We start from the raw sequence: 13,613 nt of genomic DNA on the forward strand, positions 1-13,613 counted from the left end.
GGCAGCTCCATGGCAATCGAGTACGTCCTGGAAACCCTGGACAGCGTCTCCGCGGCGGAGGCGACCTTGAGGCACTTCGCTGCGGAACTTGGTGTCCACGTTGAGGAGGATGGCTTCGCGCAGCGGGAGGGTCTTCACATCATGACCAGTGTCCTGCCCGCCGATGAGATCGAGACCACCGAGTTCCTCCTCGGGTACCGAGACGTGGTCTCCACGACGTTCAGGTTCCTCAACAACACTGATCCGGCCCTAGAGCAACGCAACCTCGACGAGGTCGTCGCCGCTGTGGTCTCGTTCCTGGACAGCACCTCCGATCAGCGGGGGGTCTTTACACAGGAAGGCGAGCGGATCCTGCTCCAACGCCTCAGTTCCGAACCGGTCGTCTTCGACTCAGCGTGGCGGGAACACGCCTTCGATGCCTCACCAGAGGCTCTCGACGCGGTAGAACACGGACACCTCAAGACCGCGCTCTTGCAGCCAGTCCTATCCGAGGATGACCTCGAAACACTGAAGAGCCAGCAGGAGTCCTTCTAGTCGCGACGTGGGGTGTCTTGTCAGTCGGCGATCTGAAGTTCCCTTGCGACGTCGGCCACGATCGTGTCGAGCAGTTCGAGGGAAACGCCGGTGATGGTGATGTCGGCTCGCTCGCCGTTCAGGGAAGGATGGATGTCGGCAGAGGTCAGTTCTGACTGCCCGCTGTGTTGGAGGCGTAGGTGGCTGGGCCGGTTGGCGGGTTCGACGATCCACGACCCCGGCAGCCTGTTCAGGAGAGATGCCATCAGTTCCTCGCGCTTGGTATGGCCATGGTCGGTTGCGCGGACTCGTTGCTTGACTGCGGCGAGCTCGGGCAGGTAGTGGGGTAGGAATCGGCGGCCGATCTCGGCGGCGATCTTGTCGGGCGGTTTCGCTGCGGAGACCGTGATCATGTATGCGGTGCCGGCTTGCCAGTGGCTGGGTTTGTGCAGCGGCTCGGGGTAGATACTGCGAAAGACAAGTCGGGAGTTGTCGGGCGTGGCACCAATGGCGATCGTCTTCCACAGGACGGCTTTGAAAGCAAGGTGGTTGCGCCAGCGGACGAGAGTGTACTCAGGCAGACAGAGCGCGATCTGTCGGCACAAGGCGTGAAGTGGATGGTTGTCGTCGATGAAGTTCCACTGGAAACGACTCACGGGCTCTCACCATTCCTCGTGGATGCAGGCAACATGCTGGTGAGGAGGGCTGTGGCGCGCTGGTGATGCTCCTCGGCGGCGTTGCCGTGTTCGGAGCTGGTCTTGGTGAGTCCCCGTGCGGCGTGAAGGCGGGCCCGGGTGCGCTGGTCGAGGTAGGACGCGAGTTCGGTGACGAGTTCCAAGAGCGCCTCGTCGCGGCTGTCGCGAAGGACGTTGCTGCACGTGGTGTCGGGGTTCATGGGAGGGTTCTTCCTGGTCGGGTGGGAGCGGACGATGGCGTTCATGAGTGCTTCTGCCCAGTCGGGCAGGACGGGGTCGTGGCCGTGGTAGGCCAGCGCCCGTCTGCCGCGGCTGCGTAGCTGGGCGGGATGGTCGAGGCGGCAGTAGGTGGCTTCCGGGCCGAGATTGGGGTTCGCGGCGGCGTAGGTGAGCGCTGCCCGCAGAAGAAGGCCGAGGCGTTCGACGTTCGGATCAAGTCGGTCGCGGGGTGGTGTGGTGGTCATGGAGTGGTTCCCTTCCTGACGGCTTCTTGGGGGCCGGACACGTGACGCTGGCGTGAGGGTCATCGATGGCCAGCACGTCGGACGGTGAAGTAGCCGGTGAGGATGTGGCGGGCGTGGACTCTTCCGTCGCTGAGGACTCCTGTGTCGCCGTCGGGGTCGGCGCGGAATGCCGCGGCGACCAAGGCGTGCAGGATCTCAACGCCCCAGCGGGCTCCCAACCGTGTCCACTCGGGGATCTCGGTCAGGTGCGGGTATTTCTCGAAGTAGGCGGTGAGGTGGTCGATGATCACGTCGTGCGGGTGTGGCCGGGTGCCGGGAGACCAAAGGGTGGAGTCGGTACCGAGGCTCAGGACGCGGCAGCCGGGCTCGGTGCGGTAGGAGGTGACGAGCTCGTCGTAGAAGGTCGAGAAGAGCTGCCACCAGTCGTCGGGAGGCTGTCCCGGGAGGGCCTCGTGGCTGCAATCCGCGGGGTAGGAGAGGCGCTCGGGATCGAAGGGATCATCGATCCGGTCAAGCAGATCACCGAGGTGGCGGGCCGCGAGGCTATCGGCGAGTTCGTGCTTGTCGGCGAAGAACTGGTAGACCGAACCGATGGGAACCCTCGCGCGTTCGGCGATGAGTGTGGTGGTCAGTGCGCGGTAGCCGATCTCGTCGAGGAGTTCTCCGCAGACGTCGAGCATTGCGGTTACGCGCTCGGCGCTGCGCTCCTGGACAGGTGTCTTGCGGGGCTTCGGAAACCCTGATGGCATGGTCACGTGCGTGGCCCTTTCCTGGGGGCGATGGAGGGGATCCAGCCGTCGACGGCGCTGGCGATCATGGCGACGACGGGGTGTGCGGCGTCGGCTGCGCAGGCATGGTCGATAGCTAGCCGCGCCAACCCGGTGTTTCCTGCTTTCCGTGCGGTGTAGGCGAGGAATGCCGCAGGAACGGCCCGCAGGCGTCTGGGCGCATGGCGCACCAGGTGGGTCCACAAGGGAATAAGGCTGGTCAACCGTTCCGGTGTGGAGGCATCCAAGACCAGTGGAGAGATGTCCGGGGCGGTGATCGCCAGCAGCAGGGCAGCAGTGGCTTCGGCGTCGGGGAGTCCGTGTGTGCCGTTGGCATCGAGGAACTCGGCGAGCGTGGACGTCAGCTCTCCTGGGGTGCGGTTTCGTTGGGTCGCGCTGGCCGTGTTGACGGCGGTGGTAAAGGCTCCCGGGACGGGGTCGAGGTGCCTGAGGAAGCTGGCCCGGTCGGGAAAGGCGCCGTACCCGGCGGCGGTGAGACCGGCCGCGAGAGCCGACGTGGCATCCGGAAGTGGGAGCAGGGTGTGGCCGCCGTTGAGGAAGTCGCGGTAGCCGCCGTCGCAAACGACGATGAGCTGCTCGGCGAGGATCCCGGCGTCAATGATCGCCTGGCAGGTCGCTGCCAGGCAAAGGGCTGCTTGGCGGCGGGAACCGAACGAAGCCACGAGTGCGGTGTCGATTCTGATGTCGGCGAGGAGTCGGGGTGTGATCGGGCAGGGGGTGTTCGTCGGCCACAGGTCGCAGCGCAGTGCCGCGTGGTATCTGGAGTTCTGCAAGCCGACGATGACGAGATCGCTGTTCGGGTGGTAGCCGATGAAGTAGGGGATCGCGGCGAGGGTGTCGGCCGGGGTGGACAACACCAGGGACGGTGGGGCTGGGACAGGTGGCTGGCTCATGGCAACGGGAGTCCTTCTGGGAGCAACGAGACGGCCGGCCCGATCGGGTGCGATCGGACCGGCCCGAATTGGGGTAGCGGTGTCAGTTCCCGGCTGCGGCCAGGTGCATGGCTTTGACGGCGACGCCTTCGAAATTGTGTGCGGCGTCGGCATCGGTGAGGGTCTGGGCAGCGGAGGTGACCGCGTGGAGGATGCCGCCCGCGGTGGGATCGGCACCGGCGATGAAGTGCCGCAGGATCTGGGTCTGCTGATCCTCGGTGAACCGCAGCTTCTGGCCGAGCATCTTGACGCAGGCGTTTGGGTCGCTCACGGGCGTCACGGCGGTTTCTTCGAGTTCGTCGATCATGGACTGCACGAACCCGGCGTCGAGGAACGCTGCGACAGCATCACGCGTCTTCGCGGTAATGAGGGCGAGGGTCTTCGTAGTGGTGTCCTCGCTCATGGGGATCACGCCGTCAGCGTCGACCGCGGATCCGAGGTGGGCACGGCGGACTGCGGCGGCATCCATCACCACACCGTTGCGGCACGCCAGGACCATCAACCGGGGCTTGATGGTGAACGCGCCTCCGCCGGTCTCGGAGTTGGAGACGGCGAACCCGCCCCACACGACGGGACGGTCTGCGCCAGACCGGTTGTCGAACGGGGACCGGTAGCGCGCCAGGAGAGTCGGGGCGAGTGCTTCGACTTCAGGAGCCATGATCCGCAGGTACATGCGCCGATCCGACAGGTCACACCCGTCGATGCTGACGGCGATGCCTGCGTTGCGGATCCCTTCCAGTACAGCCATGAGGACGTCGAGGTTGTCGATGCGGGCATAGCGGTCGGACAGGAACGCCCGTGCCATGCCTTCCCCGTCCTCGCCGCGCAGGCAGCGAACCATGTAAGGGTTCTCGGCGCGCATCAGCCAGGAGTTGATGTTGGTGTCGAACAGGTCGATGTTCTCGGCGCGGAGGCGCCTGAGGTAGGGCAACGGGATCTGCAGCTTCGCAGCGATTCCCTCCAGTGCGATTGGGTTCAAGCGGTAGGTCCCGGCGGTGGTCGACACGCCGGTCTCGGACAGGACCGGTTCGGCCCCGTCGATGACCAGACGGCCACCAACGCTGCGGGCGGTACCGGGGGTGATGATCACGTCGAGTTTGCGGGTCTGCTGGTCTTTGAGGAGCTCGGCGAGGTGGTCGAGGGTGGCGTTGCGCAGTGAGTTGCTGCCTGGTGCCGTAGTGGCGCGGGTGATGCTCGTGGTCATGGCAGATGCCGTCCGTTCCGACAAGTCCCGTCTCGCGGGGCCGGGAACGCGCCCTCGATGCTCGAACCCGAACGTGCACGCCGTGGGCGTGCCGTACCGGGCCGGGGCGCGACCCGACATCCTCGGCGGCGGAAGCGCACGCCGCCGGACACAGCCGGACCGTCTCAGCGACGGGCCGTCGCCCGCAACGGTGAACGGATGCAGGGTCCTGGCAGGTCCGGCTTGCCGGCGGCCAGCCCGCCGCACACTCCTACCGACGCGCTCCGGCATGGTGCTGTGCATCCGACGCGTACTTGGCGAACGGTTCGATCTGGTGATTCCAGAGACCGATACCTAGAATCGCCCCATGACCGGTCCCGGAGAGCTGTTCGAGGACTACGTGCGGTTCATCTACCAGATGCTGCTCGAGGCGCAGGGCAAGAACATCGTGGTGACTCGTCGGGCTCCGGTTACCGACAACCGTGGTAACACCTACAACATTGACGTGTTCTACGAGTTCATCGTTGCCGGCGTGCAGCATCGGGTCGCGATCGAATGCAAAGACACCCAACGCCCCGTCGAGCGCGACGACGTCATCGCCTTCGCGGGCAAGCTTCTCGACATGCCAAGCACGATCGGCGTGTTCATCTCCAGGAACGGCTTCCAGCAAGGCGCTCGCAAGTACCTAGAAGATCACGGGATCCTGTATTACAGCGACACGGACCTGCCGAGCTTCGCCGACAGCCTGGCAGCAAAGGTTAAGGCCGTAGCGCTGCCGGGCAAGGACGCCGTCGGCCAGCCATTCTGGGGACTGATGGAGATCGCCGACGGTGCCATCACCGGCAGCTGGTGGCTCATGCCCGACGGCAGCGGCGCCATGCCGCTGTTCTTCTCGCGGCCCCACGCCGAGCAGTTCTGGCAGCATGCTCTTAGCTCGGCTGGAAACGTGTGCATCCGAGGGATCGAGCAGTCAACGCTGTGGCTTCTCATCACGTGTGCCCGAGACGAGGAGCGCGCCTTCATGACCGTTCGGCCCTTCGAGCAAAACGGCAAGCTTCTCTTCAGAGCCGAGCAATGGACCGCCGCTGAACTTGGAGAAGAGTTCGTCCACGAGCGATCCTGACAAGAATGCGAAGACCACCGCCTCCTCAGTGTCGCGCTGCCTCGGATAGCAGCCCGTCCACGGTTCGATGCCAGGCCGCCAGTTCGCGCCTGCCGTACTCAGTGAGTTCTCGAGAACGTTGCCGCGAGGCGACATTGTGCGCCACGAGCGACTGGGTCGGCGCCTACGACGCCACCAGCGGCGAAGGGCTCTGGCAACTCTCCGACGAAGCCGGGACGCGCATCGCCCCCGACGTGACCGGTGCCTGGCACGGAGCTGTATACGCCTGGACCGCCAACGGCGCCCTCGTCCTCGCCGCTCGTGCCGGAGCCGACCGCGAGGTTGCGTCTGGAGTCGCACCGTACCTCGTCAACGAGCACATCGGCATCGCCGATGCCCCGGGTGGTAACGGGCTTGCCGCGTTCCGGGCCACAGGATGACCGTCCCAAGGCCAGGGGCTCATGGCTGTCACCCGTCGGTGAGTTCGGCTGCGATGCAGGCCAGTTGGGTGACGTCCAGCCCAGAGCGTGCGGTGAACACACCGTCAAGGTGGCCTTCGCCGCCGGCGAGAGCCGTGAAGGTTCCCGGTCGGCATGCCCCTCCGTACATGAACCTGATCGCGCCGCGCCTAGCCTGACGTAGTGGTGCGAGGCGCCGCAGAATGGTCTGCACATGATCGTGGTTAGCCGCATCGGCTGCGCCTGCTGCCCACACTGGCGTGTAGGCGATGACCACCGGTGCGGTGTCGGGTACGGCCGCGAGGATCCGTGCGGCCTGGGCCTCGACGTGGTCTGCGGCCATGGTGAGGTCTCCATACCCGGTCTCGCCGACGCAGATCACGGGCACCATGGCGTTTGCCGCGATCGATGCGGCCTTCGAAGCAGTTGAGGCGTCGTCCTCGCCGAATGCTTTGCGGCGCTCGCTGTGGCCCGCGATGACGAAGGTGCATCCGAGTTCGGCGAGCATGCTCGTTCCCACTTCACCTGTGCAGGGGCCTCGGCCTGTCCAGGTGTTCTGCGCCGCCCAAGCGATCCCGGTCCCGCCGAGAAGAGCGCGGGCATCGGGAAGGACGGGAGGTGGCACCGCGACGAACAATCCTGCCGCGGCCAGTAGATCGGAGCGTTCGGCGAGCTGCTCCAGCCAACGCCGCGAGTCGGCGAGACTCAGGTACGTCTTCGTGTTGACCCCGACAAGCCGAGTCGGCAGAGAGTCCAAGCGGTTCGCCCTCCTTGTGACGCACTGCGGCATCCACATTGGAGCACAGAGTGGGCGCTCCGTCAGACTGCCACGAACCAGCAGGCCAAGCAGAGGCCCTCGGCGGCGGGGCAGACGACCGCCGAGGGCGCCACGAATCCTTGCACAGCCATGGAGCGGGCGGAGTGGTCAAACAGGGAACTGTGTCTGGCCAAACCGCTGGATCAGCCGGTCGGATCAATGGCGGCCAGGGCGGAGTCAAGGCGCGCGAGGATCTGATCAACCGTGGAGGTACTCGAGCATGTCGGATCCCGGCGCAGCTCGGTTTCGCCACGGATACCTCGTGGTGGGATACGTCTGGGGGTCCCGTTGCAGTGCTGCGTACCGTGCTGCCAGAGCGGCAAGGAGCATGGGCTTGAGGCTTGGGTCGTCGTCGGGGGCGACCGCCAGCGCGCAGAGAAGGACTTCAACGGCGATCTCCGCGTCGTCCCATCCCTGCACGGGTGAATAGACGATGTCGGACCGCCAGATCAGTTCCGGCCAGCCTTCGGCTGTCTTCAGCACTCCTTTACTGCCGGCTGGCGCCCTGACAGGTTTCGCCTGCTTGACCAGGTCTTCCGGGCGGCCCGCATAGCGGGGGAGGTCCACGATCTCAACTTCGGCGTCTTCCGGAAGCCAGACCAGGCCGCGATGGCCGTGTAGGAGACCTCTTATCTGCACGAGAGCAAACGGGTTCTCGTCCTCCTCGCATCGGGTCCACACAGTAACGACATCACCGGCCACCAGCGGCTCATCATCGATCTGATCGATGGAACCGTTGCTGGCGACCCTCACACGAGAGAACGTCGGGACTGAGGCGAGCAGCGTGACTCGTACGTTAGTGGCGCGGCTTGAGGCCGACTGTCGACTTCTCAGGCCGTATTTCGCGCACGTTCGTTCGCCGAGTCGGTCCTGAGGGGTCATTGAGGTTGCCTGGCTGCTGCGAGCCCCAATGGTGCATGGAATCGAAGCCGAAGTCATGCAAGGGCAGCGGCCGCCACGCTGGTCTCCGGCAGGATGCGTTGAGCGACGGCCAAACCGCCACCGATGCTGCGCGCGGTGCCCGGAGGATGATTACGTCGAGCTTGCTGGTCCTGGTGGTCCTTGTGGAGCCCGGCAAAACGATCGAGGGTGGCGTTGCGCAGTGAGTCGCTGCCCGGTGCGGGTGATGTTCGTGGCCATGGCGGATGCCATCCGTTCCGGCAAGCTCCGCGAGACGGGGCTGGAGAACGCACCGTCGTTGCCCGAACCCGCACGCGAACGCCTTGGGCGTGCCGCACTGGGCCGGGGGCGCGAGCCGTACTCACTCAGGCAGTAGGAGCACAGGCTGCCAGACAGAGCCGGACTGTCCAACTGGCCAGCTGTCCGGCAGCATCGGTGACTGGATGCGGTGTCCCGATAGGTCCAGCTTGCCGGCGGCCAGCCCGCCGCACACGCCCACGCAGGCGCCCCATCTGGGGCGGCAGAAGGGGAGGACCGGGACGCTCGTGTGTATCTGACGCCAAACAGTTGGACCTTTGTGATTCCTGGTGCCCTGGTGCGAATTACCAGCCGGGGCCGCTGGACGTTCTTGCACTGACCGCTTAGCAGTGGCTGTGTCCCACCTAGCGGCCTCCCAGATATCGGGCGCCTAGGCTTTAGATTGAAACGAGTTGGTAGCCACACTGGTCGTATTGGACAGCTGCAAAAGCTCTTCAATCCGTTCTTGCGGCACTCCCGTGTCAGACCAGATGGAAGCAAAGAAGTCGCGTAGCACGAGGTGAGGAAAGGCGTAGGACTCGCCGACCTTACGGAGCAGCAGGCATTCGCAAGCGTGGTCGAGCCATGGGCGCAGTGGCTTGAAGAGTACACGCTTCTTGGCAAGTATCGACCTGATGATCGATTGTTCGACCGAAGCAAGCTCTCCAAATGCAACGAAAATGTACCACGCACTTAGTAGGCTCACAACGACAGCAAACGTTGTTGCTTTTTCGTTGGCGTAAGTGCCATATCCGCTCCATTGGATCCCAAGATAGACTATAATGTAGGCAACCAGGAATGTGAGAGTTGCGCCCACGTGTACGAATATGAGACCTCTGAAGCGCACGGCGACTGCTTGTGGGCCAGGAATCTCGCGCTTTCTTGCGGGAACGCGATCGGGTTCGGCTACATGCCAGGTCATTAGGCAAATTCCGCAAGTGATCCAGACGCTCGCAAATGATGCAACCCCGAAGGCTATCCCGCTGGTGGTGCTCCAGCCGAACAAGAAGCCTGCCATCGTACCGAGTGGCAGTCCAACGATGATTGATGCTGGCTGTTCGATGGCGATCGCCGCAAGGCTCAGTCCGAGTTCCTTGAGAGGGTTGGGCTCGACAGTGGCATGGTCTCCGATAATTCGACGTCCAGCGCTGAACGTTAGCCAACCCGAATCAATCTGGTTCTCGTTTGGGATTGCCATGCAGATACAGGCAATGATGACTGCAATGGCGGCAAGGATTCCGTCGTATGCCCACATCCAGGCCAACAGGGCAACTGGGGAGGCAATGAGCGCGCAAGCTACCCTGGCCCTGATCGTCGAGTGGTAGGGATAGACCCAGTCTGTATCAAAGGAGTCAAAATCAAAAACCGTCTGCTTTGATGCGGTTGTCGCTCGCGCAATGTAGGAGAGCTGAGTTACCAGTCGAGAGCGTTGATCCGGCGTGCGGCCCCGCTGTTCGAGCATGACCTGTACGTATCTTGTAACCAGTCGCGCAAGAGCATTAGGCGCTTCCACGTCGGCGGTCGATCTATCCTGGTACGCAAGCATGAGAATACTCAATAGGAGCGGCGTACGTACGAGCCGTTTCAACTCCAGGTCTTGCTGTAGGGTCTCCAGTGCGTGCTGGCGCCCATGCCTTCTCAGATAACTTTCCACTTGCGCCATTGTTAGGGGCTGGATCTCGACGGATCCATAGGTGCGAAGCTTCGTCTCGAGCTGCTCATAATCCTTGCTTCGGCAGCATATGGCGATACCTGCTTCGCCATGTCGAATTCTAAATGTGTTGATCGCTTCGATGCATTTTTCGCGGTTGTGCTGCGCAAGTTCGTCGAGCCCGTCTAGGAGGAGGATAGCCTCCCCTGAGGCGAGAGAATCGGATATAAAGTCGCTACTGACTTGATATCGTACGGATGCCTCATGTGCGATCCATTGCTCTAGCTTACTGAATTTAGGAAGCCACGCCGAAAGGTTGAGTAGAATCGGAAAGCGCTCATCGGCACTGTCTTCAGCGCGTTTGATTAGTCCCTGGAGGAGTTCGAGCAGCATTGTCGTCTTTCCTGCACCGGGCCCGCCCAATACGATGATTTGTTCCGCGAGTTGGCGTGAGAAGAGATCTGTGATCGCTTCCTGCCCGGCGCGGAGAACCTCGCCCCGGTTGGTTGAAACTCTTACTCCCCATGGATGTGGCTCGTCCAATGAAACCTTCAGAGAGAGTCGGATTCTGGCCTCTTGGTAGAGAGAAGCATTGAGTACCTCCTCGATCCATATTTGTCGCAGGCGAAGGAGTAAGGCCGCTCTTTCTCGGACTCTACTCTTTGCTACGCTCCGGCTGCTTTGTGATCGGATGCTCACCCACACGAGGATCATAGAGACGCCTGCCAGGCAGGCGGTGAAGATCCACCGGTATCGGAGGACGTCTGAAGGAAGGTCGCTGGTGGCAAGGTTAGTGAGCACCCCCACCAGCACTGTGCAGAAGACCGATACTATTGCGGCGATTCGGGAACTGCGTAGCATGCCGCTATTAATACAGGACGCTCACAAGTCTCGGCGCACGTTGCGGGGCGGCACTCTTCGAGCGCGACCCGTTTCGAAGGCGTTGACCGCTGGCTGGCTGATGGCAGGTTTCAGTGCAAAGCCTCCGGCGCTCGTTCGGGGCGCGACCGCCGGAGGCCCGGCAAGGATCATGACATGCCTGTGGTCTGTGCGGGACGTAGCGACGGGCAATGCTCAGTCGTCTGGAGTCACCGATTTGCGAACCGTATCAAGCTTTGTCAGGAGTTGATCGGTGTCGGTTCCGGCGGCGATTTCTGCGCGAAGTTGGTCAACGAGGTTACGCACCTGTGCTTGGGCGCCGGCGAGCGCGTTGGCGGTCTCGGTCTGGAACTGTGCGGCGAGCTCGGCGGCCCGCTGCTGGAGGAACAGTTGTCCGTACTCCGTCGGCAGCAAGGTGGAGTCCGGCAGGGGGGCGCGCTGGATTGTTGCAGCGTGGTAGGCGCGGCTGTCGCCGAACGGGAGTGCGTGAAGGCCGCGGATCCAGCGCTGCAATGTGATCGGGTCATCTACGGTCACGGTTTCTGTGACAGTCAGGGACTCAGTGCCGTCCTCGGTCAAGCCGAGGAGGTGTACGGGGGCGACATCTAGCGCCAGGGCCACGACGTAGACCTGGCGGACCGTGGGGTCGCGGCGGGCGTACTCCAGCGACACGATCACGTTGTAGGTGATGTCAGTCGCGCCGAGGTCTTCGCAGCGCGCGGCGAGATCTTCCATGGTCATCGCCCGGGACTTGCGCGCTTCGCGGATGCGCCGCGCGACCACCTGACGAACGGGGAGAGCTTCCCGCTCAGGAGCATCTGAAGCCTGGGAGCGACTTGTCATTGAAACAAGTTAGCACGGACTGTTGACAAAGTGGCAGGTCGCGAGCAATTCTCGTACTCCGACAGGGCGAATCGACAAGTCGGCTTGTTGTGAAACCAAGAAGGAGGCGAGTTAAGTGACATGTAAACCCAACCCGAGTGGCCGAGAGACCTGGACCGTCGAGCAGGCCGCCGAGTTCCTGCGCATGACCCCCGAGTCCCTGCTGTTCCTCGGTGAGATCGGTGCCGGCCCACCTCACACCGGCGTCGGCTGGTACATCGCCTACGACCCCGACCAGGTTCGCGAATGGCTGTGGAACGCCGGCAAACCGATCTCCCTGCCTCTCCGTGCCAAGCACGGGTGGAACCCCTCGAAGACAAGGAAGACCAATGAGTAGAGGCTGCCCGAAGCGACACTGGACGATCGAGGAAGTCCGAGCTCTCGGTGCCAGTACCGACCTGGAGACGGCTGGCGCGGTACTGGGGATAGGGCGGGCGCTGTCGTACCGGCTCGCGAAGAACGACGAGTTCCCGGTGCGGCTCCTGCGTCCCGGCCCGTCGCGGATCAGAGTTCCCGTGCTGGAGCTCCTGAAGGTTCTCGGAGACGGGTAGGGGCGAACGGCCCCCGGCGGAGTAGATCTCGCCGGGGGTCGTTTGCTGTGCGGTCGGCTAACCCGACCTTCTTCTTCGTCTTCTTCTTGACCTTGGTCGAGCGCTGGCGGATGTTTTGGAACGCGTCGAGCGCGCCGTCGTCTTGCTCGTCGAAGGTGCCGAGGTACTTCTCTGTGGTGGTGATGTTGGCGTGACCGAGTCGCTTCTTGACGACTTGCAGGTCGGCGCCGCCCGCGAGGAGCCAGGAGGCGTGTGCGCGTCGAAGGTCGTGCATGGTGATGTCGCGGTTGAGCCCGGAGTCGGCGAGGGCTTTGCGGATGATCTGGTCGCGGAACCAGCGGTGTGGCACATGCCCGTCGGTGTCGCAGACGCGTGGCGCTCGCGGCTCGTCCTTGCCGGCCGCACGTCTGTTGGCCCGGTAGACGGCGACGGCGTGCCTACAGTGGTCACAGCGACAGGGGGCGTTGCCGTAGGCGCTGATGGTGCCGTGCTGATACTGACGGCCCTTTGTATTCGGCTCGGTGAGCCCGAGATCCTGACCCTGCGGGGGAGCGGCGGGTGGGGTGGACTTCGCCTTCGGGACGTACTCGAACAGCAGGTCGTCGGGGGCGATGTTCTCGTCCTTGATGAACCGCTGGACCCGCTTGCACAGCCTCTTGCTGACCTTGAAGCTGCGGAACTCCTTGTCCTTCGGGTAGTGCTTGACCAAGAACCTCTTGCCCTCGGGGTGGAACTTCTTGGGGATCTCGACAACGACCCGGCTGATTGTGACGGTGCAGGCCTCGAAGTTGAAGTCCTTCGGACGGAGTTCGGCGATCTCCCCCCACCGGCATCCCGTCTCAAGGTCGACCTCGGTGAGGAGCTGCCACTTGAGCTCGGGGATCTCCGCGTGGAACTGGTCGAACTGGCTTGGCGAGACGATGTTGAGGACCTTGGTGGGCACCGGGTCGGTCTTGACGGCGCTGCATGGGTTGATCTCGAGGTACTCGTCGATCACGGCGGTCGACAGGATCGAGCTGAGGATCGAGAGGTTGTACTCCCGGGTCACGGCCGTCATGCCAGCCTGCTTGCGGGCGGTCAGCCACTCGCGGATCACCGACGGCTGGATCTCGACGAGCTTCATCTTCCCGAAGTAGGGCAGCAGGTTCGCGTTGATCGAGTAGGTGTAGCCAGAGCGAGTCGTGGCCTCCATGGTGTGGTGGGGCAGCCAGCGCTCGACGTAGTCCTCGAAGTGGGTCCTTCTGCGGGCGAGGCTCGAACCGCGACCGCGGCGAAGCTTCGCCTCCTCGTCCTGCCAGGCGGTGTCGGCCTCCTTCTTCGTGGCGAACGTGCCAGCGGATCGCAGCTTCTCCTGGAGGTCGAGGAAGTAGGCCGTGTAGCGGGGCCTGCCGTCCTTGCCGTAGCGCTTTCTGCTGTACCCCACCACTTTCCTCCAAGATTGTTTGACCGTGATTTGACCGTGGATCATGCGTTCAGCGCGTAGATTCCTGAGTATTGATGA

At 63.4% G+C, this 13,613-nt stretch carries 14 protein-coding genes; 4 read left to right on the plus strand and 10 right to left on the minus strand.

The annotated features are described in order from the left end of the window. Positions 1 to 9: 9 nt before the first annotated feature. Complete coding sequence (locus tag HNR73_RS27575) at positions 10 to 534, plus strand: SitI3 family protein (protein ID WP_184790558.1); 525 nt, start codon at positions 10 to 12, stop codon at positions 532 to 534. Positions 535 to 554: 20 nt separating this feature from the next. Here HNR73_RS27575 and HNR73_RS27580 read toward each other — a convergent pair whose 3' ends face one another. The 5 genes from HNR73_RS27580 to HNR73_RS27600 all read right to left on the minus strand — a co-directional run bounded on the left by HNR73_RS27580 (position 555) and on the right by HNR73_RS27600 (position 4,482). Then, positions 555 to 1,169, minus strand: a complete 615-nt coding sequence (locus HNR73_RS27580) for a hypothetical protein (RefSeq protein WP_184790559.1) — start codon at positions 1,167 to 1,169, stop codon at positions 555 to 557. Next, complete coding sequence (locus HNR73_RS27585) at positions 1,166 to 1,672, minus strand: hypothetical protein (protein WP_184790560.1); 507 nt, start codon at positions 1,670 to 1,672, stop codon at positions 1,166 to 1,168. The genes HNR73_RS27580 and HNR73_RS27585 overlap by 4 nt, the downstream gene beginning before the upstream one ends. A gap of 59 nt (positions 1,673 to 1,731) precedes the next feature. Continuing rightward, on the minus strand, positions 1,732 to 2,352 hold the full coding sequence (locus tag HNR73_RS27590) for a TetR/AcrR family transcriptional regulator (RefSeq protein ID WP_444544122.1): 621 nt from the start codon (positions 2,350 to 2,352) through the stop codon (positions 1,732 to 1,734). Positions 2,353 to 2,423: 71 nt separating this feature from the next. After that, positions 2,424 to 3,353 carry a DUF4192 family protein gene (locus tag HNR73_RS27595; RefSeq protein ID WP_184790562.1) on the minus strand — a complete coding sequence of 310 codons (930 nt, stop codon included), beginning with the start codon at positions 3,351 to 3,353 and terminating at the stop codon, positions 2,424 to 2,426. 82 nt (positions 3,354 to 3,435) lie between these two features. After that, positions 3,436 to 4,482, minus strand: a complete 1,047-nt coding sequence (locus HNR73_RS27600) for a DUF932 domain-containing protein (RefSeq protein WP_239122183.1) — start codon at positions 4,480 to 4,482, stop codon at positions 3,436 to 3,438. Between the two features lie 460 nt (positions 4,483 to 4,942). Here HNR73_RS27600 and HNR73_RS27605 point away from each other — a divergent pair, with 460 nt between their 5' ends. Both HNR73_RS27605 and HNR73_RS27610 read left to right on the plus strand, forming a co-directional pair. Further along, complete coding sequence (locus HNR73_RS27605) at positions 4,943 to 5,698, plus strand: restriction endonuclease (protein WP_184790563.1); 756 nt, start codon at positions 4,943 to 4,945, stop codon at positions 5,696 to 5,698. A 134-nt stretch (positions 5,699 to 5,832) separates the two neighbouring features. Beyond that, positions 5,833 to 6,117: a hypothetical protein gene (locus HNR73_RS27610; protein WP_184790564.1), complete on the plus strand. Its 285-nt coding sequence runs from the start codon at positions 5,833 to 5,835 to the stop codon at positions 6,115 to 6,117. A 28-nt stretch (positions 6,118 to 6,145) separates the two neighbouring features. Here HNR73_RS27610 and HNR73_RS27615 read toward each other — a convergent pair whose 3' ends face one another. The 4 genes from HNR73_RS27615 to HNR73_RS27630 all read right to left on the minus strand — a co-directional run bounded on the left by HNR73_RS27615 (position 6,146) and on the right by HNR73_RS27630 (position 11,522). Next, on the minus strand, positions 6,146 to 6,931 hold the full coding sequence (locus tag HNR73_RS27615; RefSeq protein ID WP_311677833.1) for a triose-phosphate isomerase: 786 nt from the start codon (positions 6,929 to 6,931) through the stop codon (positions 6,146 to 6,148). Positions 6,932 to 7,150: 219 nt separating this feature from the next. Then, positions 7,151 to 7,705, minus strand: coding sequence for a hypothetical protein (locus HNR73_RS27620; RefSeq protein WP_184790566.1), 555 nt, complete (start codon positions 7,703 to 7,705; stop codon positions 7,151 to 7,153). 835 nt (positions 7,706 to 8,540) lie between these two features. Further along, positions 8,541 to 10,661, minus strand: coding sequence for an NACHT domain-containing protein (locus HNR73_RS27625; RefSeq protein ID WP_311677834.1), 2,121 nt, complete (start codon positions 10,659 to 10,661; stop codon positions 8,541 to 8,543). 213 nt (positions 10,662 to 10,874) lie between these two features. Further along, complete coding sequence (locus HNR73_RS27630; protein WP_184790568.1) at positions 10,875 to 11,522, minus strand: helix-turn-helix domain-containing protein; 648 nt, start codon at positions 11,520 to 11,522, stop codon at positions 10,875 to 10,877. A gap of 115 nt (positions 11,523 to 11,637) precedes the next feature. Between HNR73_RS27630 and HNR73_RS27635 the strand changes: the two genes are divergently transcribed. Then, positions 11,638 to 11,898 (plus strand): helix-turn-helix domain-containing protein, encoded by a 261-nt coding sequence (locus HNR73_RS27635; RefSeq protein WP_184790569.1) that lies wholly within the window; start codon positions 11,638 to 11,640, stop codon positions 11,896 to 11,898. Between the two features lie 167 nt (positions 11,899 to 12,065). Here the strand turns inward: HNR73_RS27635 and HNR73_RS27640 are convergent, their stop codons facing one another. Then, entirely contained in the window at positions 12,066 to 13,535 is a 1,470-nt protein-coding gene (locus tag HNR73_RS27640) for a tyrosine-type recombinase/integrase (RefSeq protein ID WP_203686378.1), read from the minus strand. Between the last annotated feature and the right edge of the window lie 78 nt (positions 13,536 to 13,613).

It is taken from the genome of Phytomonospora endophytica (assembly GCF_014202425.1).
Lineage (GTDB): Bacteria > Actinomycetota > Actinomycetes > Mycobacteriales > Micromonosporaceae > Phytomonospora > Phytomonospora endophytica.